This is a genomic window from Streptomyces sp. NPDC127117 (genome assembly GCF_042677325.1).
Lineage (GTDB): Bacteria > Actinomycetota > Actinomycetes > Streptomycetales > Streptomycetaceae > Streptomyces.
The window spans coordinates 22176-44790 of the sequence record NZ_JBHXTM010000029.1 but is presented as its reverse complement, the minus strand read 5'-3'; the positions used below and the strand labels follow the sequence as shown (position 1 = coordinate 44790).

General features: G+C 71.2%; 24 protein-coding genes and 1 pseudogene. 9 read left to right on the top strand and 16 right to left on the bottom strand.

Translation table 11 applies throughout. From position 1 onward, the window contains the following. Positions 1-86: 86 nt before the first annotated feature. Positions 87-596 (bottom strand): hypothetical protein, encoded by a 510-nt coding sequence (locus ACFVH0_RS24620; protein ID WP_385823375.1) that lies wholly within the window; start codon positions 594-596, stop codon positions 87-89. 106 nt (positions 597-702) lie between these two features. After that, positions 703-1188 (bottom strand): peroxiredoxin, encoded by a 486-nt coding sequence (locus ACFVH0_RS24615; RefSeq protein WP_385823373.1) that lies wholly within the window; start codon positions 1186-1188, stop codon positions 703-705. Positions 1189-1286: 98 nt separating this feature from the next. On the opposite strand from ACFVH0_RS24615, the gene ACFVH0_RS24610 reads away from it, so the two are divergent. The 3 genes from ACFVH0_RS24610 (at position 1287) to ACFVH0_RS24600 (ending at position 4192) form a co-directional block, all read left to right on the top strand. Next, positions 1287-1991 (top strand): alpha/beta hydrolase, encoded by a 705-nt coding sequence (locus tag ACFVH0_RS24610; protein ID WP_385823371.1) that lies wholly within the window; start codon positions 1287-1289, stop codon positions 1989-1991. A gap of 55 nt (positions 1992-2046) precedes the next feature. Further along, positions 2047-2319, top strand: a complete 273-nt coding sequence (locus ACFVH0_RS24605) for a DUF1876 domain-containing protein (RefSeq protein ID WP_385823369.1) — start codon at positions 2047-2049, stop codon at positions 2317-2319. 133 nt (positions 2320-2452) lie between these two features. Next, entirely contained in the window at positions 2453-4192 is a 1740-nt protein-coding gene (locus ACFVH0_RS24600; RefSeq protein ID WP_385823367.1) for a SpoIIE family protein phosphatase, read from the top strand. Here the strand turns inward: ACFVH0_RS24600 and ACFVH0_RS24595 are convergent. The 5 genes from ACFVH0_RS24595 to ACFVH0_RS24575 all read right to left on the bottom strand — a co-directional run bounded on the left by ACFVH0_RS24595 (position 4170) and on the right by ACFVH0_RS24575 (position 8194). Then, positions 4170-5018, bottom strand: a complete 849-nt coding sequence (locus ACFVH0_RS24595; protein WP_385823365.1) for a GNAT family N-acetyltransferase — start codon at positions 5016-5018, stop codon at positions 4170-4172. The two genes, ACFVH0_RS24600 and ACFVH0_RS24595, sit on opposite strands and share 23 nt — an antisense overlap. Before the next feature lie 75 nt (positions 5019-5093). Next, entirely contained in the window at positions 5094-5753 is a 660-nt protein-coding gene (locus ACFVH0_RS24590) for a hypothetical protein (protein ID WP_385823364.1), read from the bottom strand. Beyond that, a complete protein-coding gene (locus ACFVH0_RS24585) occupies positions 5750-7057 on the bottom strand; it encodes an MAB_1171c family putative transporter (protein WP_385823362.1) in 1308 nt (435 codons plus the stop codon). The genes ACFVH0_RS24590 and ACFVH0_RS24585 overlap by 4 nt, the downstream gene beginning before the upstream one ends. A gap of 42 nt (positions 7058-7099) precedes the next feature. After that, entirely contained in the window at positions 7100-7729 is a 630-nt protein-coding gene (locus ACFVH0_RS24580; RefSeq protein WP_385823360.1) for a toxin, read from the bottom strand. Positions 7730-7735: 6 nt separating this feature from the next. After that, positions 7736-8194 carry a hypothetical protein gene (locus tag ACFVH0_RS24575; protein WP_385823358.1) on the bottom strand — a complete coding sequence of 153 codons (459 nt, stop codon included), beginning with the start codon at positions 8192-8194 and terminating at the stop codon, positions 7736-7738. A 755-nt stretch (positions 8195-8949) separates the two neighbouring features. Here ACFVH0_RS24575 and ACFVH0_RS24570 point away from each other — a divergent pair. Beyond that, the gene (locus ACFVH0_RS24570; protein ID WP_093547863.1) at positions 8950-9153 is read left to right on the top strand and encodes a cold-shock protein; all 204 of its coding nucleotides are present in this window, start codon (positions 8950-8952) and stop codon (positions 9151-9153) included. A gap of 242 nt (positions 9154-9395) precedes the next feature. Further along, a complete protein-coding gene (locus tag ACFVH0_RS24565) occupies positions 9396-10847 on the top strand; it encodes a DEAD/DEAH box helicase (protein ID WP_385823355.1) in 1452 nt (483 codons plus the stop codon). A 51-nt stretch (positions 10848-10898) separates the two neighbouring features. Here the strand turns inward: ACFVH0_RS24565 and ACFVH0_RS24560 are convergent, their stop codons facing one another. The 6 genes from ACFVH0_RS24560 to ACFVH0_RS24535 form a co-directional block, all read right to left on the bottom strand. Then, positions 10899-12794 (bottom strand): LamG-like jellyroll fold domain-containing protein, encoded by a 1896-nt coding sequence (locus ACFVH0_RS24560; RefSeq protein ID WP_385823353.1) that lies wholly within the window; start codon positions 12792-12794, stop codon positions 10899-10901. Positions 12795-13015: 221 nt separating this feature from the next. Beyond that, positions 13016-13780, bottom strand: coding sequence for an SDR family oxidoreductase (locus tag ACFVH0_RS24555; protein WP_385823351.1), 765 nt, complete (start codon positions 13778-13780; stop codon positions 13016-13018). Positions 13781-14128: 348 nt separating this feature from the next. Next, positions 14129-14503 (bottom strand): fluoride efflux transporter CrcB, encoded by a 375-nt coding sequence (gene crcB / locus ACFVH0_RS24550; RefSeq protein ID WP_385823349.1) that lies wholly within the window; start codon positions 14501-14503, stop codon positions 14129-14131. After that, the gene (locus tag ACFVH0_RS24545) at positions 14500-14856 is read right to left on the bottom strand and encodes a DUF190 domain-containing protein (RefSeq protein ID WP_385823347.1); all 357 of its coding nucleotides are present in this window, start codon (positions 14854-14856) and stop codon (positions 14500-14502) included. The genes crcB and ACFVH0_RS24545 overlap by 4 nt, the downstream gene beginning before the upstream one ends. Further along, positions 14853-15263, bottom strand: coding sequence for a fluoride efflux transporter FluC (locus ACFVH0_RS24540; RefSeq protein ID WP_385823346.1), 411 nt, complete (start codon positions 15261-15263; stop codon positions 14853-14855). The genes ACFVH0_RS24545 and ACFVH0_RS24540 overlap by 4 nt, the downstream gene beginning before the upstream one ends. 65 nt (positions 15264-15328) lie before the next feature. Further along, positions 15329-15784, bottom strand: a complete 456-nt coding sequence (locus ACFVH0_RS24535) for a carboxymuconolactone decarboxylase family protein (RefSeq protein ID WP_385823344.1) — start codon at positions 15782-15784, stop codon at positions 15329-15331. A 581-nt stretch (positions 15785-16365) separates the two neighbouring features. Between ACFVH0_RS24535 and ACFVH0_RS24530 the strand changes: the two genes are divergently transcribed. Together ACFVH0_RS24530 and ACFVH0_RS24525 are read left to right on the top strand one after the other, a co-directional pair. Next, positions 16366-17202, top strand: a complete 837-nt coding sequence (locus ACFVH0_RS24530) for a helix-turn-helix domain-containing protein (protein WP_385823342.1) — start codon at positions 16366-16368, stop codon at positions 17200-17202. Next, positions 17199-17414, top strand: coding sequence for a DUF397 domain-containing protein (locus ACFVH0_RS24525; RefSeq protein WP_385823340.1), 216 nt, complete (start codon positions 17199-17201; stop codon positions 17412-17414). Before ACFVH0_RS24530 ends, ACFVH0_RS24525 begins: the two co-directional genes overlap by 4 nt. Positions 17415-17665: 251 nt before the next feature. Here the strand turns inward: ACFVH0_RS24525 and ACFVH0_RS24520 are convergent, their stop codons facing one another. Then, positions 17666-18346: a DUF4232 domain-containing protein gene (locus ACFVH0_RS24520; RefSeq protein ID WP_385823338.1), complete on the bottom strand. Its 681-nt coding sequence runs from the start codon at positions 18344-18346 to the stop codon at positions 17666-17668. A 248-nt stretch (positions 18347-18594) separates the two neighbouring features. Here ACFVH0_RS24520 and ACFVH0_RS24515 point away from each other — a divergent pair, with 248 nt between their 5' ends. After that, positions 18595-20100, top strand: a complete 1506-nt coding sequence (locus tag ACFVH0_RS24515; RefSeq protein ID WP_385823336.1) for an alpha/beta hydrolase — start codon at positions 18595-18597, stop codon at positions 20098-20100. 72 nt (positions 20101-20172) lie between these two features. Here ACFVH0_RS24515 and ACFVH0_RS24510 read toward each other — a convergent pair. After that, positions 20173-20799: pseudogene (locus ACFVH0_RS24510) on the bottom strand (phosphoribosyltransferase); the annotation flags it as partial. Between the two features lie 115 nt (positions 20800-20914). Between ACFVH0_RS24510 and ACFVH0_RS24505 the strand changes: the two are divergent. Then, positions 20915-21736 (top strand): HAD-IIA family hydrolase, encoded by an 822-nt coding sequence (locus ACFVH0_RS24505; protein WP_385823334.1) that lies wholly within the window; start codon positions 20915-20917, stop codon positions 21734-21736. 4 nt (positions 21737-21740) lie between these two features. On the opposite strand, the gene ACFVH0_RS24500 is transcribed toward ACFVH0_RS24505, so the two are convergent. Continuing rightward, the gene (locus tag ACFVH0_RS24500; RefSeq protein ID WP_385823332.1) at positions 21741-22538 is read right to left on the bottom strand and encodes a VOC family protein; all 798 of its coding nucleotides are present in this window, start codon (positions 22536-22538) and stop codon (positions 21741-21743) included. Positions 22539-22615: the final 77 nt, after the last annotated feature.

The window sequence follows — 22615 nt, the reverse complement described above, 5'->3', positions numbered from 1 at the left end:
CGGTGGATCGGCTCGGGCGGTGGTCGGTGCCCGACGGGTCGGACTCGGCGGCCGACGGGTCGGGCTCAGTGCTCGACGGCCGGGGCTCAGCGTTCTACGGGGCGGACCGCGACCGAGGTGGACGACAGTGCGGACTCCACCCAGATCTCGGTGCCGCGTGCGACCGGCGTCGCGCTCTTCGCCGCCAGCTTCACGGTCTGGCCCGCGAGTTGCAGCAGGACCTCTCCGTAGCCGCCGGCCGGGATGGCCGTGACGACCGATCCGGAGGTGCCCACGAGATCGTCGCTGCGCGGTGTGACGCTGGTCTGGTCCCGCATCAGGGCCCGGCTGAACTTCCAGGTCAGCCAGGCCGCGACGAGCCCGGCCAGCACTCCGGCGGCGGTCGCGACGACCGTGCCGGCACCGGTGGTGCCGAGCACGATCGCTCCGCCGAAGCCGAGCATCGAGAGGAACCCGGCGATGACCGGGAGGGACAGGAGGCCGTCGAACAGGCCGTCCAGTACGCCCCCGAAGAGCCCTTCGAGGACTCCGTCGAAGATCAGGGACAGCACGAGCAGAACGATTCCCGCAATGCCGAGACCGAGAAACAAGGTCACCTGGTCACCCTCCCCGATCTTCGAAATCCCCCGAACATTTCCGTCGAACTGGCTGGATGATCCCATACGTACCGACCGACGGGCATTGCCGGGTTCCGGCAATCTTTTACGCGTTCTTGATGCCGGAGAGCTGTTCCGTCAGTTTGTCGAGCGACTGGTACGTGGCACCGAGCAGCGCGACGTGCTTCCAGCGCAGCACTCCGTCGGGCCCGATGAGGAACACCGCGCGGCGCACCCCGATCCCGGGCGCCGCGACCCCGTAGGCGCGGGCGGTCTCCCGGCCGGTGTCCGCGAGCAGTGGCATCCGCAGGCCGTGGGCACGGGCGAACGACTCATGGCTGTCCACACCCTGTGGACTGATTCCCCAGACCTCCGCGTCTAGCTCCTCGAAGGCCTCCAGGCCCGAGGAGTACGAGCAGAGCTGCTTGGTGCAGACCGCCGTGTTGTCGCCCGGGTAGAACGCGAGGACCACGCAACGGCCGCGCGCCCCGGCCAGGGTGTAGTCGCGGCGTTCGAAGTTCTCGCCGTCGAGCAGACCGCCGGGAAGTGTGAAGTCCGGTGCGATCAGGCCGAGTCGCGGTGACGATGCCATGGCGTTTCCTCCGTGGTCCGGTGCTGTCGGGTTTTCTCCGTGCGTGCTCGGTACAGCATGCTCGGTACGGGTCCGGCTCCCCGCACCAGGAGGTACGCATGGCACGACCGCCGTCCACCGTGGGCCCGTCCGCTGCGGTGCTCCTGCTGCACGGCGGTGCGGAGACGGGCCTGGCCGCGCCGCCGCCGGGTCCGCTGAACCTGCCCGCCGTACGGATGCGGCCCTTCGCCCGGTCCATCGCCGGGACGACCGGCGGTGGCCCCGGCGGCGTTCTCGTACGCACCGTCCACTACGCCCACCGGGGCTGGAACGGTCCCCGTGAGGACCCGCTGCACGACGCCGTACGCGCCCTGGACGCGCTGCGCCGCGAGGCCGGGGAGATCCCGGTGGTCCTGGTCGGCCACTCGATGGGTGCCCGCGCCGCGCTCCGCGCGGCCGGTCATCCGCTGGTGCGCGGGGTGGTCGGCCTCGCCCCGTGGTGCCCGGCCGACGACCCGGTCGAACAGCTGGCGGGCCGCGATGTCGTGCTGCTGCACAGCACCCGCGACCGGATCACCGGCCCCCGCGCCTCCCAGCGGCTCACCGCCCGCGTCCGGCCGGCCGGTGCCCGCTCCTGTCTGGTCGCGATCAGGGGCAGCGACCACGCGATGCTCCGGCGCGCCGGGCAGTGGCACGCGCTGACGGCCCGGATCGTCGCCGGAATGCTGGGGCTGGGCCCGCTCCCCGGCCCGGTCGAGGCCGCCCTCGCACTGCCGCCGGACGCCCCGGCGGTGGACGGCACCCTCGATCTGGACCAGCTGTGAGCGCCGTGGTGCAGGGGTGGGGGAACGGGCGCACCCTGGTAGGGAGGTGATCGTCATGGTGATGACAACCGTCGGGTGGCATGTCGAACTGGAATTCGAAGAAGACACCCATCGCACCCGCGCGGCCGCCCTGGTCCGGCTTCCGGACGGTACCGAGGTGCGCGCTCACGGATATGCGAGCCGCCACCCCTCCGACAAGGACCAGCCGAGGGTGGGAGAGGAGATCGCGGGAGCCAGAGCGCTCAACGAACTGGCGATGAAGATGCTGACGAAGGCGCACGACGAGATCGACGAGGCGTCCGGCCGGACCTCGCACCCGCTCACCTGACGCGGCGGCCCGGACGCAGGTGACCCCGCCCGCACGGCGGCCACCGGCCCGGTCTGCGGATGCGCGGCGGGGGCGGGCGGCAGACGATTGAGGGCCGGGCAGCGGGTGGTCCGCGCCCGCCCAGGAGGTTGACGTGCAGGCCGATACGTACGCCGACGGCCCCGCGCCGTTCGACCCCCGCGCCTTGGCCGCGCTGGTCGACGGCACCATGGCCGGGGTGGGCGTGCTCGACACCGGGCTGCGCTTCCTCTACGTCAACCGGGCTCTCGAACGGCTCAACGGCATCCCGGCCGCCGAGCACCTCGGACGCACCCTCTCCGAGGTCCTGCCCGGGGTCGACGCGCGCGAGGACATGCTGCGGGCGGTGCTCGCCGACGGGAAGTCCCGCGAGATCACCTCCAGCGGATTCACCGCCGCGGCCGCCACGGTCCGGCGGTACTGGCACGGCGCGTACCACCGGCTGGAGTTCGACGGGCGGGTCGTCGGCGTGGCCGGGATAGTGCTGGAGGTCATGGCCTCGGACAAGGGACAGCGCGAGCTGGAGCAGGCCCGGCGCCATCTGAACCTGCTCGACACCGCGGCCGCCCGGATCGGCACCACGCTCGACATGGACACCACCTGCGCCGAACTGGTCGACCTCGTCGTGCCGGGGCTGGCGGACCTCGCCACGGTCGAGGTGTTCCCGCCCGACGTCGCCCCGCCGGTCCGGCCCGCACCGCCCGGGGTGCTGCGGCTGCGGCGGGCGGCGCTGCGGGCGGTGCCCGGGCTCCGCGACGAGCTGGACGGCTTCGGGCTGACCGGCGAGTACATCGACTACCAGGAGGGCGCGGCCGTACAGCGCTGTCTGGCGGTCAACCAGCCGGTGGTGGAGAACCGCACCACCGACGAACAGCTCGTCCGCTCCGCCCCCGGCCCGGAACGGCTCGCCGCCTACCGGGCCCTCGGGATGCACTCGGCGGTCATCGTGCCCGTCACCGTGCGCAGCGGCCCGCTCGGCATCCTCGGACTGATCCGGGCGGGCGACTCACCGGTCTTCACGGACGAGGACGTGGTGATCGCCCGGGAACTCGCCGGCCGGGCCGCCGTCGATCTCGACCACGCCCGCCGGTACGCACACGAGCACACCATCGCCCTGGAGCTCCAGCGCTCCCTGCTGTCCGAGCCGCGCCCGCCGCACCCGCACATCGAGATCGCCACCCGCTATCTGCCGGCCGACCGGAGCGTGATGGTCGGCGGCGACTGGTTCGACGTCATTCCGCTGCGGGACGGGCGCCACCTCAAGGCGATGGGCGATGTGATGGGGCACGGGGTGGAGGCGGCGGTCGCCATGAGCCACTACCGCTCCCTGCTGCGGATGCTCGCCGACGACGAGTTGCCGCCGCACCGCATCCTGGAACAGCTGGACCGGATGGTCGAACGGTCCGGGCTGGACCGGGCGGCGACCTGCGTGCTGGCCGTCGTCGACCGGATCGGCGGGGCGTGCGAGGTCGCGAGCGCCGGGCATCTGCCGCCGGTGCTGATCGACCACCGGGCGGGCGCCCGGGTGTGCGACGAGATGATGGTGGGGCCGCCGCTGGGCACCGGGCTCGGCGGGTACCGGACGACGATGGTGGAGTTCGATCCGGGCACGGTGCTGTTCCTGTACACGGACGGGCTGGTCGAGCGGCGCGGCGAGGACATCGACGCCTCGGTCGGCCGCCTCAAGGAGCTGACCCTGCCGGCCGGCGGCAGCCTGGAGCAGCTGCTGGACGACGTCCTGGAACGGTTCGGTCCGGGGGCCGAGGACGACATCGCGGTGCTGGCCTCCCGCACCCGGCCCACGGGGGAGGAGCCGGATCCGCCCGCCGCCCCTAGCCCAGTTCCAGGCTGGTGATGCCGAACAGGCCGGTGTGGTCGATGTCGGGCGACGGACCCGTGTACATCCGGGCGGTCTCGAACGACGGGGTGAGGCCCAGCTGTTCGGCGAGGCGTACGGCCGCCGGGTTGACGTCGGGTACGTCGATCGCGACCGGGACGCCTGGATCGGTCGCCGCCACCGCGCCGACCAGGGCGCCGGCCAGCTCGGGCGACTCCGCGTACACGGGGCCGATCCGGGACGACGTACGGCAGGGGCGCAGCACGGCCAGGCCGCACAGCTCGCCGTCGCGGACGGCGGCGAGCGAGGTGCGGGTGGGGTGGGCGATCCACGGCGCGAGGAAGCTGTCGCGGTCGGCGGGGAAGAAACGGCGGTCGTAGGCGGCGAGCCGGTCGAAGGGCACGGAGCGGCCGTCGACCAGCTCGGTGCCGGCCGGGGCGGGCGGATCGGCGGGCGGCAGGCCCTCGTAGCGCATGTTCGTCCACACGGAACGGAAGCCGGATTTGCGGTAGTTGGGCTGTTGGGCCACTACCCCGTCGAGGCCGACGTTGCGCCCGTCCAGCCGCGCCATGCCGGCCCGCCAGAGCTGGATTCCGTAACCCTGGCCCCGCAGGTGGGGGCGGGTGAGGTAGAAGCCGAGGAAGCCGAAGCCGGAGCCGTAACGGACCACCGAGACGCAGGACACCGGTTCGCCGTCGAGGCGGCCGATCAGGAAGCCGCGCGGGTCGGCGGCGAAGAAGGCGTGACGGTCGGTCAGTCCGGGGTTCCAGCTCTCCTCGTGGGCCCATTCGGCCAGCATGGTGAGGTCGTCGGCGCTCGCGGTGGTGATCTCGAAGTTCGGCACGGGGCAACCTGTACCCGTCCGGGTGGCCGTTTCAACGGATGTTTCCCGTCACCACCCGGTGCGCACCGATACGGGTCAGATCAGCAGGAACGCGCCCGCCGTCGCGGCCCCCAGCGACGCCCCGGCGACCGTCTGGGCCACCGAGTGGTACCCGAGCGCGACCCGCGACCAGCACACGGCGAGGGTCATCGCATAGCCGAGCAGCCACCACGGCGAGTGGACCGCGGCGAGCAGGGCGACGACGGCCGAGGCGACCGCGGCGTCCACCGAGATCTTCCAGACCGTGTTGACGGCCAGCAGGACCACGGTCATCGCCCACAGGGCGAGCATCGCCACGAGGATGCCGGTGGGGGCGTCGCCCAGCACCATCACCACCGAGCCGGTGCCGATGGAGCCGAGGATCACGAAGAAGATCGGCGCCCGCTTGGTGCGGTCGACGACATGGCGGTCGCCCCAGGTGCCGCGCCCGCGCTCCCATTCGATGTACCCGGCGGGTATGAGGCCCGCGCACAGGGCGCCGAGGAATCCCCAGAGCAGTCCGGTCCAGTGGCCGGCGGCGGCCAGGCCGATGCCGAGCATGCCGATCAGCAGCACGTTGCGGGGCTGGAAGATGTCGGTGACGGTGCGCGCGGTGGCGTTGTCCGGCGACGCGGGGGCACCGGGGGCGTCGGTGGTGCCAGGGGTGTCGGTGGTGCCAGGGGTGCCAGGGGTGTCGGTCGTGTCGGGGGAGGTCATGCTGTCTCCTCGGTGGAGGCCGTGCGGGGCGCTGCGGTCGCGGTGGACGGGCCGGGGGCGGCGGGCGGCAGGGCCGCTGCCAGCACCTGTGCCGCCCGGTCCTGCGGGACGGTCCGGTAGGCGGTGGCGACCCGGACCAGCCAGGCCACCTCGCCGTCCTGGTCGGTGGCGTGCTGGGTCTCGACCGCCGCGGCGGTGGAGGCGGGCGTCCCGCTGTTCTTCGCGGTGAGCGCCGCCTTGATCCAGTACGCCTCGGTGAGCGGGCCCGCCTTCTCCGCGTCCGCGGTGCCGTCCGCGGCGGCGTTCTTCGCGGCCGGGAGCAGGGTGTCGGGCACGTAGTGGCGCAGCTTCTCCACCGCGTCCGCGATGTCGGCGGCCCAGCGGTCGATACGCAGGTCCGCGGGGGTGTCGAAGCGGGTGAGTTCGCGGGCCAGCGAGGCCGGGGGGTCGAAGGGCTGCTCGGGGAACGCGGTCATCAACTCGCGCCACAGGCCGTGCAGTTTGACCTGGGCCCGCCAGAGCTTCGCGCGCCGCCGCCCCTTGCTGAGGGCGGGGATGGAGGCGCCCACGGCGAAGAAGGCGAACAGCACCACCTGCGCGGCCTCGGTGATCTCGTCGAAGCGGAGCGCGAAGGACTCGCTCGGGGTGTCGATGGCGCTGACCCACAGGAACAGGGTCCGGCTGACGGTGTAGCCGACCCCGATGAACATGGCGAACGTCATCATCCCGAGGCCGATCCGCAGATGGCGCATCCCGGCACCGGCGGTGGCCAGCGCCCACTGGTAGGCGCAGACGGCGGACGCGGCACCCAAGTAGAGGTAGAACACGCTCATGTACAGCGTGGCCCCCCACTGTCCCGCGTGGTCGGCGACGAAGCGGTCCGAGGGGACGGAGCGGTCGACGACGGTGAAGAACAGCACCGTCAGCAGGATCAGCGTGGCGATCGACGCCTTGGTCGCCACCTGCTGGATGGCGCGGGCGAACCGTACGTGGCGCGGGACGGCTCCGCCGTCGGGGTACTGGCCGTAGATCGCGACGATGTAGCTGAGGATCGCCAGGATCGCGATCGTCGCCGTGTAGTGCTTGATCAGTACGGCGAGGTCGGTGACGGCGCTGTCGTTGAGCGCGATGCGCACGGCCCGGGTCTTGGTCCACAGGGCGGCGGCGAAGCCCGCGTAGCAGCCCCACAGGGCCCGGCGGCGCTTGTCTTCTTCGTCGCCCCAAAGGGCAGCCGGCATGCGCCACAGGGCGACGGCCGTCATCAGGACGGCTATGAGATAGCCGGCGAGGTCGAGCGGGGTCACGGCGGATTCCTCGGGGTGGGGGAGACGGGGAAAGGTGCGGTGTCAGGAGCGGCGGAACAGGCCCCGGCGGCGGTTGGCGACCGGGCGGGACAGGGAGTTGGCCAGCCGTCCCACCATGTCGTCGCTGGTCACGTCCATGGCCATGCGGGGAATGAGCGAGGCCCCGAATTCGGCCATGCGCTCGTCGTGGGTGTCGTACTGCGCGCGGGCCTGCACGGTGCCGTCCCCGGACCGGAGCGCGTCCGCGATCGTGGCCACGACCGGTGACGGCGCGGGCGGGGACGGCGGGGACGGCGACGGCGGGGTGCCGGTCCCGAGGACCCGGGTGATCAGCGAGGTGTCGAAGACCGGCAGCAGCCGCCGCAGTTGTTCCGGATCGAGGGAGGTGCCGTGGTCGAACCACTCGTGGCACAGCTCGTGCAGGATGACGTGCTGGGTCTGGTACGCGGTCGGCCGGCGGCGGTAGAGCACGAAGCTGGTCCCGCCGGTCTTCAGCCGCAGCCCGCAGGCGGCGTTGACGCGGGCCAGCCGGTCGGGCATCTCGTGCAGCACGATGGTGCGGCCGCGGGCCGCCTCCATGTTCGCCACCAGTGCGTCGATGGAGAACGGCGCGGGGATGGGCAGGTCGGCGAGCCCCGCCTCGCACTCCTTCCGTAGTTCGCGCAGTGACATGGCGGTCTACTTCTCCGGCTCGCCATGGACGACGCCGTCGGCCGCGCCCTGCCGGCCCTTGGCGTCCTCCAGCAGCGAGAGCGCGAACTGCAGCAGCTCCGGCGGGAGACCGTCCTCGTCGAGGCCGCGCCCGGCGACCCCGCTGATCTCCCCCGTACGCCGCATCGCGAGGAACTGGAGCCCGGCGACCACGTCGTCGACGACCTCGGACTCCTCCTTGAAGAACCGCCAGTCCACGCCGAAGCCCAGACCGAGCGCCTTGAGGATGTCCTCGGACGGCTGGGTGACCTTCCCGGCCAGGATGTTGGAGAAGTAGCTGTGCGAGAGGGATCCGCCGCGTTCCTTGACCAGGTCCGCGAAGAAACGCCCCGAGATCTTCTGGCCGGGGAAGGTCTTCTCCACCATGTACTCGACCTTCTGCTGCAACGTCCGCAGCTCCGGTGTGCGTTCCTCGGCGCTGTCCATCCGGTCCCCCACGTATCCGCCCCCGTGCGATCAACGTTCACGGTCGTCGATTCGGTCAACGGGCTCGTACTGTAACGAACCCTGACGTGGCGTCCTCATAGCGGTAGGCGGTACGGGAACGGGCTTGCGTAAACACGCTACGTCACTGTTAACTCGAAAAAACACGGGCAGGGGACCACGAGGGGAGTCCCCTGCTCGTGATATCGACGGGTTCCGTGCGAATTCACCACGGACAAAAGGTGCATGGCGCACATACATGATGTGCGGACATGGGTGTAGCCCTTCACGACGGGGGATGCGTGAAGGGCTACACCCACATTATGACTGCTGGTCAGGCCGTCATCAACTGGCCCCCGGGGCGGCGTGTCCCGGGGCGGGGCCGCGGCGGCGTCCCGGATCGGTCGGGCGGTTGCCGATTTCCGGTCGAAAAGAATTTCACGCGATTTCCTTCCCGATTTTCAATTCGAGCCGGATAGGATTCGGGGTCGTGGCTGGACGGGAATTGAATCGGAGTTGAATTCGAGTCCGGCGGGCCTTAATTATTCACCCTGTCGGGACGGGTCCGCCGTGCTATTCTGGAAGCAGTTGCAGTTGTGGTTCCCGCAAGACTCCAAGTGCGCTCCCCGGATCAATGTGCCGGGGGCTGCGCTTCTGTGTTTTCCGGTGCTTTTTCCGGATGGGGTAATCATCGCGGCGACGTGGGATCCGCACCGTGCGGTTTCCCCGGGAACTGCCCCCCATGAAGGAGACAGAACATGGCTACTGGCACCGTCAAGTGGTTCAACGCGGAAAAGGGCTTCGGTTTCATCGAGCAGGACGGCGGCGGCCCCGATGTCTTCGCCCACTACTCGAACATCGCGGCCACCGGCTTCCGTGAGCTCCAGGAGGGGCAGCGGGTGAACTTCGATGTCACGCAGGGCCAGAAGGGCCCGCAGGCGGAGAACATCACCCCGGCCTGATCCGGCCGCTCCGGCGCCGACGCGCTGCGACGACTTGCACGATCGGGGCCCGTACCTTCGGGTGCGGGCCCCGATCCGCTGCCGTCCATGCGGTCCGGCGCCCGCCCGAGCCACTCCGGCGCGGCTCATTTTTCGCAGCCGGGCTTCGTCCAGGCTTGTCAACGGCCCGTTCTTGCGATTCCTGCGCCGCCCGTCGCCGCAGCGAATTCCTCGATACGCGCCCTATCGAGGAAGGGTCCTGCATGGACCGCGATCGCACAGCACGTTCGAACGACCGCTTTTCCCGCCCCCGCTCCGGCAGCCGCAGGCCCGCCCCCGTACAGGGCGAGTTCGCACCGCCGAAAACCATCACCCCGGCGCTGCCCGCCATTTCCGCCTTCGCGGAGCTGGAGCTGCCCGAGCCGCTGTTGTCGGCGCTCACCGCCGAGGGCGTCACCACGCCGTTCCCGATCCAGGCGGCCACCCTGCCGAACTCCCTCGCGGGGCGCGATGTGCTGGGGCGCGGCCGGACCGGCTCCGGCAAGACGCTCGCCTTCGGCCTGGCCCTGCTGGCCCGGATCGCGGGCAACCGGGCCGACGCCCGCCGCCCGCTGGCCCTGATCCTCGTCCCCACCCGGGAACTGGCCCAGCAGGTCACCGACGCGCTCACCCCGTACGCCCGCGCGCTCAAACTGCGGATGGCCACCGTCGTCGGCGGCATGTCGATCGGCCGGCAGTCCTCCGCGCTGCGCTCCGGCGCCGAGGTCGTCGTCGCCACACCGGGCCGGCTCAAGGACCTCGTGGAGCGCCGCGACTGCCGGCTGGACCGGGTCTGCGTCACGGTCCTCGACGAGGCCGACCAGATGGCCGACATGGGATTCATGCCGCAGGTCACCGAGCTGCTCGACCAGGTGCTGCCGCAGGGCCAGCGGATGCTGTTCTCGGCGACCCTGGACCGCAACGTCGACCAGCTGGTACGGAACTATCTGCACGATCCGGTGGTCCACTCGGTCGACCCGGCGGCCGGTGCCGTGACCACGATGGAGCACCACGTGCTCTATGTGCAGGGCGCGGACAAGTACGCCACCACGACCGAGATCGCGGCCCGCGAGGGCCGGGTGCTCATGTTCCTGGACACCAAGCACGCCGTGGACAAGCTCACCGGCCATCTGCTCGGCAGCGGGGTGCGGGCCGCCGCGCTGCACGGCGGCAAGTCCCAGCCGCAGCGCACCCGCACCCTGGACCGGTTCAAGAGCGGGCAGGTCACGGTGCTGGTCGCGACGAACGTCGCGGCGCGCGGCATCCACATCGACAACCTGGACCTGGTCGTCAACGTCGATCCGCCGAGCGACCACAAGGACTACCTGCACCGGGGCGGCCGTACCGCCCGTGCCGGGGAGTCCGGCAGCGTCGTCACGCTGGTGCTGCCGGGACAGCGCCGGGACATGACCCGGCTGATGGCCGACGCCGGGATCACCCCGAAGATCGCCCAGGTCCGCTCCGGCGAGGCCGAACTGAGCCGGATCACCGGGGCAAGGAAGCCCTCCGGCGTCCCCGTCGACGGCAGCGCGCCGACGACGGAGCGCCCCAGGAGCCTGCCCTTCCGGGGCCAGGGGAGCCGCCCCACGAAGGCGGGCCGGCCACGCCGCTCGGACGTGCCCACCGCGGAGGCGCGCGCCGCCGCGAAGCAGCGCCGCACCAACCGGGCGGTGTGACCCCGGGCGTCGCGATCCCCGGACCGGCCGTCGCCCGGGTGCCGGCCGGTCTCAGGCGATCATGAAGTTCTTCACGGGCAGGGCGCGTTCGACGATCCTGATGTCGCCGAGCCAGCCACGCATCAACTGGTCGAGCCTGCCCCCGTACTCATAGGCGCCGAGCAGCCAGGGCAGGCCCAGGCTGGTGAGACCGGTGGTGCGGGTGGCGGGGTTGCGGGCGACCACGCAGCCGTCGACGTACATCGTCGTGTGCTTCCCGTCGTTGACGAGCGCCACGTGCCACCACCGTTCACGCAGCAGCTCATGGCTCCAGTTGGTGACGGCCCCCGGCTGGTTCAGGGGCGCCGCCGCCCACTGGAGCCCGGGGCCGTCCGACACGGAGAGCGTGGCGATGGGCTCCTCCGGGTCGCCGGAGGTCTTTCCGGCCGCCCCGAGCGTGCCGCGGCGGCCGAGTACGGCGCCCCAGGCGTTGCGTCCGGCGTCCCAGTCGGCGGGGAGGCGGAGGAATGCCTCGATGGTGTAACCGGCCCTGAAGGTCTTGGTGTTGAGGGGCGCGTTGTTCTCCGTGCGCAGATACGCGCCCCGCAGCGGCGGCTTCGAGCCGTCGAAGTAGAGGCTGCCGTGGCCGGGCTGGTCGGGGTGGTGGGAGGTGGACCAGCGCAGCGCGTCGGACGCACTGCCGGGGACGGCTTCGCGCACCAGGTCGTTGCGGTGCCCGGACAGGTCGGGGACGCGCAGGCCGGCGTCGGCGGCGGAACCGTCCTGGTGCGAAGGGGAGTCGAAGCGCCAGTAGGCGACGGTGCCCGGTATCAGCAGCTGCTTCGCCGGGCGGGGGCCCCGTACGGGTACGGGCGCGAAGCCCGCGAAGCGCTTCTCGAAGTCGATGGGGACGGCGAAACAGTCCTGCGGACCGGTCAGTTCGATCTCGCCGCGCTCCAGGTCGTTGAGCCGTTCGCCCGCGCGGCCGAGGACCCACGGGGAGATCGTCTCCACGTCGATGGTGTTCCTGGCCAGGTCGAAGCGGTAGAGGCGGATCATGGCGCTGCCGCCGTAGTAGCGGTTCTGGTAGTTGGTGATGTGCAGATGGACGTCATTGCCCGCGGTGTTCTTGCGGGTGGTGCGTCCGGCGGGCCAGTAGTGGCCGTTGAGGGTGAGGAAGATCTGGTCGTTCCCGGCGATCAGCTCGTCCCACAGATGCTGTCCGTGGTCGGAGAGTTCGGCCTGGTCGCCGTCCGCGTTCGCGTACACCAGCTCGTGAGTGGTGAGGATGACGGGTGTACGGGGGTGCTGGGCGATGACGTCCTTCGCCCAGGCGAGCCCGGCCGCCGACGGCCGCCAGTCGAGCGCCAGCACCAGCCACTCGCGCCCGGCGGCGCGGAACAGGTGGTACGTGTTGTACCCGTCCGGGGTCGCGCCGCCGAACGTCGGCAGGCGCCGCATGCGCTTCGGGCCGAAGGTGTCCAGGTACGGGGTCCGGCCGCGCTGGTCGTCGGTGGAGGACTTGATGTCGTGGTTGCCCGCGACGACGCTGTAGCCGACCCGCCGCCGGTCGAGCAGTCCGAACGCCTCGCCGATCGCCGCGAATTCGCCTGACTGGCCGCTCTCGGTGAGGTCGCCCAGATGGGACAGGAAGACGATGTTCTCGTCGCGCCCGTGATCGAGTACGTAACGCAACGACGCCTCGACCGGCGCCTTGTCGATGCTCGCCCCGTCGAAGAGGTACTGGGTGTCCGGCATGACGACGAGCGTGAATCTGGGGTTCTCGGGGTCGGGCCGCCAACCGGCCGCGACGGCTTCGGTGTGCTGCGGAAGGGCCGCGGCGGGCGTGGCGGACGCGAGCCCCGTGGCTGCGGTGGCGGCACCGGTGAGCGCGGTTGCCCGCAGGAACGTACGACGGCTCGCGCCGGGCAGGAGCGGTCCGTCGGGCTGGTGGAGGGGGCTGCACATTGATGTCTCCGCGGGGGCGAGCGTAGGGACGAACGGGGGGTGATCGTCTGCAAGCTAGCCGCGGGGTGGGGGAGGAACCGGTCCGTATGGGCCACAGTTGGGCGAAGGCTCCATGAATTCGCACGGTGCCGGGCGCGCGGGGCCGTGGTGGTGGCGTGCGGGTGCGGGTGCGGGACGGCGGGGGCCGGGGTCCTGTGACGGGCCCGGCCCGCGCAGCCGCGTTACCGCCCGCCCGCGACCCGCAGGACCGTCCCGGTCACGTAGGACGCCTCGCCCGACAGCAGCCAGGCGATGGCGGCCGCGATCTCCGGGGCGGAACCGACGCGGCCGAGCGGGATCCCGGGGACGGCCGCGTCCGCGCGGCCGGGGTCGCCCGCCGTGGCGTGCATGTCGGTGTCGATCATGCCGGGGGCGACCGCGTTGACCCGGACGCCGTCGGGCCCCAGCTCCTTGGAGAGGCCGACCGTCAGCGCGTCGGTCGCCGCCTTCGTGGCGGCGTAGTGGACGAAGTCCCCGGGGCTGCCGAGGGTGGCGGCGGCCGAGGAGACATTGACGATCGCGCCCGCCCCGCCGGCCGCCATGTCCTTCGCGGCCCGGCGGCAGCAGAGCAGGTAGCCGAGGAGGTTCACGTCCACGACGCGGCGCAGCGTCTCGGCGGAGGTGTCGGCGAGCCGCCCGAGCGGGCCGGTCACGCCCGCGTTGTTGACCAGCCCGGTCACCGGGCCGAGCTGCTCGGCCGCGGTGTCGAAGAGCCGCTCCACCTCGGCCTCCTCGGCGGTGTCCACCCGCACCGTGACGCAGCGCGCCCCGGCGGCCCGTACCGCCGCCGCGGTCCGCTCGGCGGCCTCGGCGTTGTTCACGAAGCCCAGGGCGAGGTCGTGCCCGTCCGCCGCCAGACGGACACAGGTCGCGGCGCCGATTCCCCGGCTGCCGCCGGTGACGACGGTGACGGGGCGCGGCGGCGGGGTGATGCTGCTTTCCGGCACGGGGGACCTCTCGTTTCGCTTCGTTTCGCTCGTGGAGCGTACGGATCACGTGGTTCACGCGGTTCACGCAGCGAATCACCGAGGGCGCCGGTGGATCAAGGCCGCCGGCCGGGTGACGGCACCACGGTCCGGGCGCCTGCCGTTGGAGTGGTGCCGGGCCGCGCACCGGCGTGGTGCCCGAAGTGGCGCGCGGAGGGTTGCCTAGCGTCGGCGCCTGACGGGCCGCTGTCGGCGCGGAACGGGTTGAATCGCCCGGCGCTCGGTGACGGCTCCTCCCCAACGGCGTTCCCCTGCCTCCGCCTCGCATTGCGGTGGCAGGGGACGCCGACCGTTCCCGGGCCGCAGGCCCTACGACCAGAGCGCCCGCGCCAGCGCGACCCCGGCGAACGCCGCGCCCAGCCCCGCCGCCACGCTCCCCACGACATTGGCCACCGCGTAGGACTTCGCGCCGTCCTCGGCCAGCCGAAGCGTCTCGTAGCTGAACGTCGAGTACGTGGTGAGCGCCCCGCACAGCCCCGTGCCGATCAGCAGTTGCAGGTGCGAGGAGGCGGCGCCGGCCGCCACCGCACCGGTCAGCAGGCCCAGGATCAGCGAACCCGACACATTGACCGTGAAGGTCCCCCACGGGAAGACGCTGTCGTGGCGGGACTGCACCGCCCGGTCGGTCAGATAGCGCAGCGGCGCCCCGACCGCCGCGCCGACGATCACCAGCAGCCAGTTCACCGGCCCCGCTCCCGCTCGTCGCCGAAGCGCACGATCTCGCACTCGTCCAGGAAGACCACTCCGCCGTCCGCGACCAGTTCCCCGATGAGCGGCAGGAACGCCCGGATCCGCTCCTCGGTGTCCACGATCACGACCGCCACCGGCAGGTCCTCGCTCAGCGAGAGCAGCCGCTGGGTGTGGATCATCGACGAGGTGCCGAAGCCCTCGATGCCCCGGAACACACTGGCACCGGACAGCCCGGCCAGGTGCGCCCGGTGCACGATCTCCGTGAAGACCGGCCGGTGGTGCCACCCGTCGGACTCGCCCACGAGAACCGTCAGCCGCAGGCCCCGTTCCGTCCCCGGCGTCGTCATGACTGCCTCCAGGCCAGCACGCGGCGGGTCGCCCACACCGCACTCCACACCGCCGCGAGAGCCGCGAACAGCGTCAGTCCCAGGTACGCCGTCCCGGCGAGGGCACGGCCACCGTCGAGCAGGCGCTGGATGTCCACCGCGTACGTCGAGAACGTGGTGAAGCCGCCGAGCACCCCCGTACCGAAGAACGGCCGCACCAGCCGGTGTGCCGTCCACGCCTCGCTGATCACCACCATGAAGACGCCGATCACCGCGCATCCGACGGCGTTCACGACCAGCGTCGTCCACGGGAAGCCGCCCGGGGCGGTGGGCCAGAGCAGCGACGCCCCGTAGCGGGCGCACGCCCCGAGTGCCCCGCCGAGCGCGACCACCGCGATGACGGAACCTTGGGGGTTCGGGGTTCCCATGGGCACTCGTCTCCTGCCTGCTGTACGCACCAGGCTATCGGCCGGGGGTGTGACCGGCACGCGGCCTACCAGGTCCTGCCCGGGGGCTGCTTGGTGGTGACGTTGATGCGGTTGAACAGGTTCGTCAGACCGATCGCGAGGACCAGGCCGGCGAGCTCCTTCTCGCTGAAGTGGCGGGCGGCCTCGTCCCAGATGGCGTCCGGCACCGGGTCGGAGCGGTCGCTGAGCCGGGTCGAGTGCTCCGCGAGCGCCAGCGCGGCCCGCTCGGCGTCGGTGAAGTACGGCGCGTCGTGCCAGGCCGACACGGCGAACAGCCGCTCGTCGCTCTCCCCGGCCTTCCTGGCGTTGCGTACGTGCCCGTCGACGCAGAAGGTGCAGCCGTTGATCTGGCTCACCCGCAGACCGACCAGTTCGAGCGTCGTCTCCGGCAGCCCCGCCTTGCCGATGGCCTTGACCAGGCCCAGCACGGGTGGTAGGGCCTCGGGAATGATCTCGGCCGGGTTCACGATACGTGCCTGCATGATGTCTCTCCTTCGCTGTCCGCAGCGGCCGCGGTGACGTTCTCGCCGCGCCCTCACTGCACTGACGGACGGCGGAGCGGAAGTGTGACGAGAGCGGCGGCCGGGATCCTCACCACGTCCGCCGGAGCGAGCTGCGCAGCCCGTTCTCCTCGGTGACCCTGGCCCGGAGCTGCCGTATCAACGCGGATTCCGCAGCTCCGCCACCCCCGCCGGAACGGCACCGCGCGCACTCGCAGGGGGGCCAGCGCAGCGGGTTGAACTCGGGCAACTCCGGTGCGGGCTCGGGTGCTTGCCCGCTCATGCCGATCGCCGTTCCGTGCAGTCCGCCGTGCCCCGGTGGCGCCGGAGCAGTACCCGGCAGTCCGTCGCCCTGCTGTGGTCGTGCTGTTCACTGGCGAGGGCCTCGGCCAGGCGGAGTTCCTGACACCCGGGACAGGGCCCCTGCCCGGCCGGGGAACCGGTCTCTGTGGACACAGATCACTCCTCTCCGTAGTCATTCCACTACTAAGCGGGCTCAGATTGGCCTACAGTTTGGAACGCTTCAACTTGCTGGGTGCGAGCGAAAAGTCAGGTGACAGCCGTTGAACCGCAAGGAGTTGGACCCCGAGAGCAGCCCGGAGGCCGCATTCGGCGCGCGCATCCGCAGCTTGCGAGAGGAACGCGGATGGAAACAGGAGGAGTTAGCCGAACGGATGGGCTACTCCGGCACGCACATCTCCGCCGTCGAAACTGGTCGCAAGATGCCGACTCTTCGGTTCTCGCGCAGTGCGGACCAGATTTTCGGCACCGGGGAAACAGCAGACACGTTCGAACGCCAGTACCGCGAGATCCGGCACGGCTCGCTGCTGGAGGGCTTCCCGCAGTACGTGGGGCACGAGGGCCGCGCGGTGGAGATCCGGCTGTACGAGATCGGCATCATCCCCGGGCTGTTGCAGACACCCGAGTACGCACGGGTGTTGGCGGACAGCGCGTTGCGACGAGGGGCGATCGTTCCGGAGCAAGCGGCTGAGCGGGTCTCGTTCCTGGCGGAGCGCCAAGCAGCGTTGGTGCGGCCCCGCCCTCCCATGATGATGGTGGTGATGGACGAGAGCTGCATCCGCAGGTGGGTCGGCGGGGGCGAGGTCATGGTCGCCCAGCTCGACCGGCTGCTGGAGTTCGCCGCGCTGCCGAACACTGTGCTCCAGATCGCTCCGTACGAAATGGGGGAGCGTCGCACATTCAACCTCCCGATGAACCTGCTGACGCTGTCGGACATGTCCGTGATCGCGTACGCGGAATCACAGATGCGAGGGCATCTGGAGCGCGATACGACCTCCGTACTCCCGCTGTTGACGGCCTACCATCAACTACAGGCCGAAGCGCTGTCCCAGGCGGCATCGGTGGCCATGATCAATGAGGTACGAAAGGGCACTTCGTGACGACCACGACTGAATCCTCCCGCTGGTTCAAGTCTTCGTACAGCGACAACGGCGGCAACTGCATCGAGGTCGCCGCCAACCTCGTAGCCTCGCGCGGCGTGGTCCCCGTCCGCGACTCCAAGAACCCCGGCGGCCCGGTGCTGAGCGTTCCCGCCGCCTCGTTCGCCTCCTTCGTGGCGGGCGTGAAGGCCGGAGAGCTCGGCGCCGGCTGAACCGCTCCGCCCAGGGCCTGCGATCCGTAAGGCTCGCCTGTGCAGCAGGGGCAGCATGCCGCAGGAGACCTGACGGCCGGTGATGTTCCCGGCCGTCACCAGCGCCGTCAGCAGCAGGCCGAGACTGTCCGTGATGACGAGTCGGCGTCTTCCGTTGGTCTTCTGCCTTCATGCGCCGACCCGGCCGAGATCACCCGGTCAGGGATCCCATTCATCAGAACCGTCCTCGCGATCGATGGAGGTGCGACTTCTCAGCCGACCGTGAAGGCGCCGACCTTGAAGCTGTTGCCGCAGACGCTGAAGTAGCCGCCCGGCGAGCCGTCCGCCTTCAGCACGTTCACCGTGGTGTCCGCCTGCTTCGGCAGCCCGACCTTGACGGTGGACGCGCCCATCGGGCAGGTGTCGCGGGCGGTGCCCTCGGTGTTCAGGTTGTTGTAGCCGATGTCCGCTGTCGCCGAGCCGCCCGCCGGGATGTCGACCGCGTCCGAGCCCTCCTCGGAGTTGTCCGCGGAGATCGGGTCGGTCTTGTTCTCGTCGTCGGTCGCGGTCACGGTCGTGGGACCGACGACCGTACAGGTGGCACCGGAGGTGTTGGTGAGCTTGAGGGTGCCGTTGGCCGCCTGCTGCTCGGTGGCCTGGTGACCGCTCATGAGGAACTTGATCGAGACCGTCTGGACGGTGCAGGCCGCAGTGGCGCCGCCGCCGTTGGACGAGCTGCTGTCGCCGCCGTTGGACGAGCTGCCGCCGCCGCTCGTGCTTGAGTTACTCCCGGACGACGCCGCGGTCGAGCCCGACGCCGAGTCCGACGAGGGGGCGGACGAGCCGGCAGCGGCGTCGGCCTCGTCGCCGTTGTTGCAGCCGGTGAGCGCGAGCGCGGAAAGTGCGGCGAGCGCGCCGACGGCTGCTATGCGGGTACGAGCACGAGTACGCATGAACTTCCTTCTTCTCCGTCAAAAACTAAGAGCCAACTGTGAAGACAGGATGATCTGCGAAAACGTGCTGGTTGCATCTATCAGTAAGGAATCACAAGGTCCACACCACCTCAGCCCAAGATCATTGCCAATGCGAGCGGCCCGCTCCACTTCCGCGAACCCCGGGTAGAGCCCCGGGGGCTAACCCCACCGCACACCGTCATGCCTCCCGGATGGGTTGAGGGCTCGGACTCAACCAGCCTTGTGGCATGAGGACTTACGGAAAAACCGCCGCGTTCGTCGCCCTGTCCGTCACCACCGTCGCCACCGTTCTCACGGGGGCCGCGACCCCGCAGGCCGTCGCGTCGGCCAACCCCGCACCCGCCCTCGACTGGCGGCCCTGTGCCACGGCCGGCGGGCCCGCCGACCAGGAGTGCGCCGAGTTGCCCGTACCGGTGGACTACCGCGACCCGGGCGGTCCGCAGCTCTCGCTCGCGGTGACCCGGGTCCGCAGCGACCGGCCCGCCGCCCGGCGCGGAACGCTGATCGTGATTCCCGGCGGGCCCGGTTCGTCCGGGGTGCAGCGGGTGGCGGAGAAGGGGGAGCGGCTGCGGCAGGAGACGGGCGGGCAGTACGACCTCGTGGGCCTCGACCCGCGCGGGGTCGGCGGCAGCACGAAGGCGAGCTGCGGGCTCGACCCGGAGGACCGGGAGCTGGTGAACCTGCGGTCCTGGCCGGCCGCCGACGGCTCGATCACCGAGAACGTGACGCGCTCCCGCCGTATCGCCGAGGACTGCGCCCGCAACGGCGGAGCGGTGTTGCGGAGCCTCACCACAGCCAACGAGGCGCGGGACATCGACCGCTTCCGGCAGGTGCTCGGCGAGGAGAAGCTGTCGGCCTGGGGCAGCTCGTACGGCACCTATGTGGGGGCCGTGTACGCGCAGAAGTACCCGCAGCACACGGACCGTTGGGTGCTGGACAGCAACGGTGACCCCGATCCGTCGCGCGTCGGGCAGGGCTGGCTGGCGAACATGGCGGTGGGGGTGGCGGACCGGTTCCCCGACTTCGCGCGGTGGGCCTCCGACCCGGCCAGGGAGGAGGCGGGACTGCGGCTCGCGCAGCGGGCCGGGGACGTGCGGCCGCTGGTGCTGGAGCTGGCGGCGCGGCTGGACCGGGAGCCGAGGGAGTCCACCACGGCGGGCGTCCCGCTGACCGGTAACCGGCTGCGCCTGGCGCTCCAGACGGCCCTGTACGACGACGATGCCTTCGCCGAGTTCGCGGGGCTCGTCCGGGCGGCCCTGGACACCTCGGTGAAGCCGGTCCTGCCCGGCGTGCTGAGGGGGCCGGTGCCGGACGCGGACGCGGCGGTCTCGATGGGCGTGGTCTGCAACGACGTGCGCTGGCAGGGCACGGTCTCCTCGTTCCGGCGCGCCGTCGCCGCCGACCGCGTGGAGCACCCGCTGACCGCCGGGCTGCCGGTGAACATCACCCCGTGCTCCTTCTGGAAGGACGAGCCCGCCGAGCAGCCGACCCGGATCACGGACCAGGGACCGTCCAACGTCCTGATGATCCAGGGCCTGCGCGACCCGGCGACCCCGTACTCCGGCGCGCTGAAGATGCGGGCGGCCTTCGGGGACCGGGCCCGTATGGTCGCCGTCGACCAGGGCGGGCACGGCATGTACCTGGGCAACGGGAACGCCTGCGGCGACCGCGCGGTCACCGAGTTCCTGACGACGGGGAAGCGGCCGGAGCACGACACGTTCTGCGCGAACTGATCGAGACACCGGGCCGCGGCCGGGCGGGCGCCCCGCTCAGTCGCAGCCCGGTGTCACATGTCCGCTGTTCCTGGCCTCTGCCAGCAGGGTGACGACCTCCTCGTCGGACGTCTGCGTGAAGTCCCGGTACCACTCGCCGACCGCGTAGAACAGGCGCGGCACCGACAGGCACACCACCTCGTCCGCGCTCCGGCGCAGCCGCACGACCGCGTCCGGCGGCGCCACCGGCACGGCCGCCACCACCCGCGCCGGCTGCTGTGCCCGTACCACCAGGCAGGCCGCCTCGGCGGTGGCGCCGGTCGCGATGCCGTCGTCCACGACGATGACCGTCCGGCCGGCGAGCGGGGTCCGCGCCCGCCCGGCCCGGTACACCTGCGCCCGCCGTCCGAGCTCCGCCTCCTCGACCCGTTCGACCGCCGCGAGATCCTGTTTCCCGGCCCGCAGCCGGGAGACGACGTCCTCGTTGAGGACCCGGACCCCGCCCTCGCCGATGGCGCCGAACGCCACCTCCTCGTGGTGCGGCACGCCGAGCTTGCGGACGACGATCACATCGAGTTCGGCACCGAGCGTCTGCGCCACCTGGAAGGCCACCGGGACTCCGCCCCTGGGCAGTCCCAGCACGACCGGGTTCTCCCGCTCCAGGTGGTGGAGTGCCTCGGCCAGCTGCTGGCCCGCGTCCTCGCGGTCGGCGAACAGCACGGTGGTTCACCCCCAACCAGGGGAGCGGGGCCGCATGCGTACGTGCCCCACCGGCTTCCCTACTTCGAAACAACCCCATGTGCGGCGGCCCCGCAACTCGGGCAAGGTCGGTTGTATGGGACGAACCGGAGCGGTTCTGATCGATATCGACGGGGTGCTCACCGTGGCGTGGAAACCGCTGCCCGGAACCGTCGCGGCGATGCGGCGGCTGCGCGAGGCGGGTGTCCCGCTGGCCCTGGTCACCAACACCACCTCCCGCACCCGCGCCTCGATCGCCGCGGAACTGGCGGGCCAGGGTTTTCCCGTCACGGCCGAGGACATCCTCACCGCCCCGGCCGTCACCGCGGCCCACCTGCGCGAGCACCACCCCGGCGCCCGCTGCCTGCTGATCAACTCCGGGGACATCCGGGACGATCTGACGGGCGTGACCCTGGTCGACGAGGAGGAGGGCGAGGACGAGGAGTCCGGCCACGGCGCGGCGCCGGACGTCGTCGTCATCGGCGGGGCCGGGGACGCCTTCGGCTACGCGGAGCTGAACCGCGCCTTCCGCCATCTTCAGCGCGGTGCCCGGCTCGTAGCCATGCACCGGAACCTGTTCTGGCGCACGGCCACCGGGCTGGACCTCGACACCGGGGCCTTCCTCCTGGGGCTGGAGCGGGCGGCCCGGGTCGAGGCGGAGATCACCGGAAAACCTGCCGGATCGTTCTTCGCGGCGGCCCTGGCCCACCTCGGCGTCACCGCGTCCGAGGCCCTGATGGTGGGCGACGACATCGAGTCCGACGTGCTGGCGGCCCAGGCCGCGGGGCTCACCGGCGTTCTCGTCAGAACCGGCAAGTACCTCCCCGAGACGCACCGGGCTGCCGAGGGCACACCGGACCACGTGATCGACTCCTTCGCCGACCTGCCTGACCTGCTTGAGCGGCAGACACCCTCTTGACGGTTCAGGACACCGGCTTCGTCCTGGGCACCTCGCCCTCGGTCGTGTTGACGTCGATGACGGAGAACGCCGCGCCCTGCGGGTCGGTCAGCGCGGCGAACCGGCCGAACGGCATGGTCATCGGGCCGAACCGCAGCACGCCGCCGCGCTCGGTGGCCTTCGCCACCGCCGCGTCGCAGTCCGCGACGGTGAAGTACACGTTCAGGTACGGCGGAACCTCGGGCGGGAACTCGTCGCCCATCTTCATCCGCCCCATGACGGTCTTGTCGCCGAGGTTGAACATCCGGAAGTCGACGTGCTCGTCCTCCATCTCCACCATCGAGTACGGGAAGACGGCGGGGAAGAACGCGTCGGACTTCTCGGGCTCCCGGGTGAAGACCTCGGCCCAGCAGAACGCACCGGGCACCGCCTGCGCCTCGAAGCCCTCGTGGGTGCCGGCCTGCCACACGCCGAAGGCGACGCCGCTGGGGTCGCGGGCCAGCAGCATCGTGCCGAACTCGCCGACCTGCATGGGGTCCATCAGCGTCTCGCCGCCGTTGTCCCGGATCTTCGCGGCGGTGGCCGCGGCGTCCGGTGAGGCCAGGTACAGACACCAGGCCGACGGGCCCTCCTGGCCGGGCATCGGGGGCACCACCGCGGCGACCGCCTTGCCGTCGGCGTACGCCTGCGTGTAGTTGCCGAACTCGGACGAGGAGTCGCCGAACGTCCAGCCCAGCACATCACCGTAGAAGCTCTTGGCGCCCTCCAGGTCGGCGAACATCGCGTCGGCCCAGCACGGTGTGCCCTCCGGTTGTACAGCCATGACCTGACTCCTTCGCGCTCGGTGGGGGGTGGTCCGGCTTTTCACGCTAGCCAGCCCACCGCCTCCCCGCGCGCCGA

Coding starts and splice junctions, on each gene's coding strand:
- ACFVH0_RS24615 (WP_385823373.1), bottom strand. CDS start 1,188: ATGGCATCGTCACCGCGACTCGGCCTGATCGCACCGGACTTCACACTT.
- ACFVH0_RS24610 (WP_385823371.1), top strand. CDS start 1,287: ATGGCACGACCGCCGTCCACCGTGGGCCCGTCCGCTGCGGTGCTCCTG.
- ACFVH0_RS24605 (WP_385823369.1), top strand. CDS start 2,047: ATGGTGATGACAACCGTCGGGTGGCATGTCGAACTGGAATTCGAAGAA.
- ACFVH0_RS24590 (WP_385823364.1), bottom strand. CDS start 5,753: ATGACCTCCCCCGACACGACCGACACCCCTGGCACCCCTGGCACCACC.
- ACFVH0_RS24580 (WP_385823360.1), bottom strand. CDS start 7,729: ATGTCACTGCGCGAACTACGGAAGGAGTGCGAGGCGGGGCTCGCCGAC.
- ACFVH0_RS24575 (WP_385823358.1), bottom strand. CDS start 8,194: ATGGACAGCGCCGAGGAACGCACACCGGAGCTGCGGACGTTGCAGCAG.
- ACFVH0_RS24570 (WP_093547863.1), top strand. CDS start 8,950: ATGGCTACTGGCACCGTCAAGTGGTTCAACGCGGAAAAGGGCTTCGGT.
- ACFVH0_RS24565 (WP_385823355.1), top strand. CDS start 9,396: ATGGACCGCGATCGCACAGCACGTTCGAACGACCGCTTTTCCCGCCCC.
- ACFVH0_RS24560 (WP_385823353.1), bottom strand. CDS start 12,794: ATGTGCAGCCCCCTCCACCAGCCCGACGGACCGCTCCTGCCCGGCGCG.
- ACFVH0_RS24545 (WP_385823347.1), bottom strand. CDS start 14,856: ATGACGACGCCGGGGACGGAACGGGGCCTGCGGCTGACGGTTCTCGTG.
- ACFVH0_RS24540 (WP_385823346.1), bottom strand. CDS start 15,263: ATGGGAACCCCGAACCCCCAAGGTTCCGTCATCGCGGTGGTCGCGCTC.
- ACFVH0_RS24535 (WP_385823344.1), bottom strand. CDS start 15,784: ATGCAGGCACGTATCGTGAACCCGGCCGAGATCATTCCCGAGGCCCTA.
- ACFVH0_RS24520 (WP_385823338.1), bottom strand. CDS start 18,346: ATGCGTACTCGTGCTCGTACCCGCATAGCAGCCGTCGGCGCGCTCGCC.
- ACFVH0_RS24515 (WP_385823336.1), top strand. CDS start 18,595: ATGAGGACTTACGGAAAAACCGCCGCGTTCGTCGCCCTGTCCGTCACC.
- ACFVH0_RS24505 (WP_385823334.1), top strand. CDS start 20,915: ATGGGACGAACCGGAGCGGTTCTGATCGATATCGACGGGGTGCTCACC.
- ACFVH0_RS24500 (WP_385823332.1), bottom strand. CDS start 22,538: ATGGCTGTACAACCGGAGGGCACACCGTGCTGGGCCGACGCGATGTTC.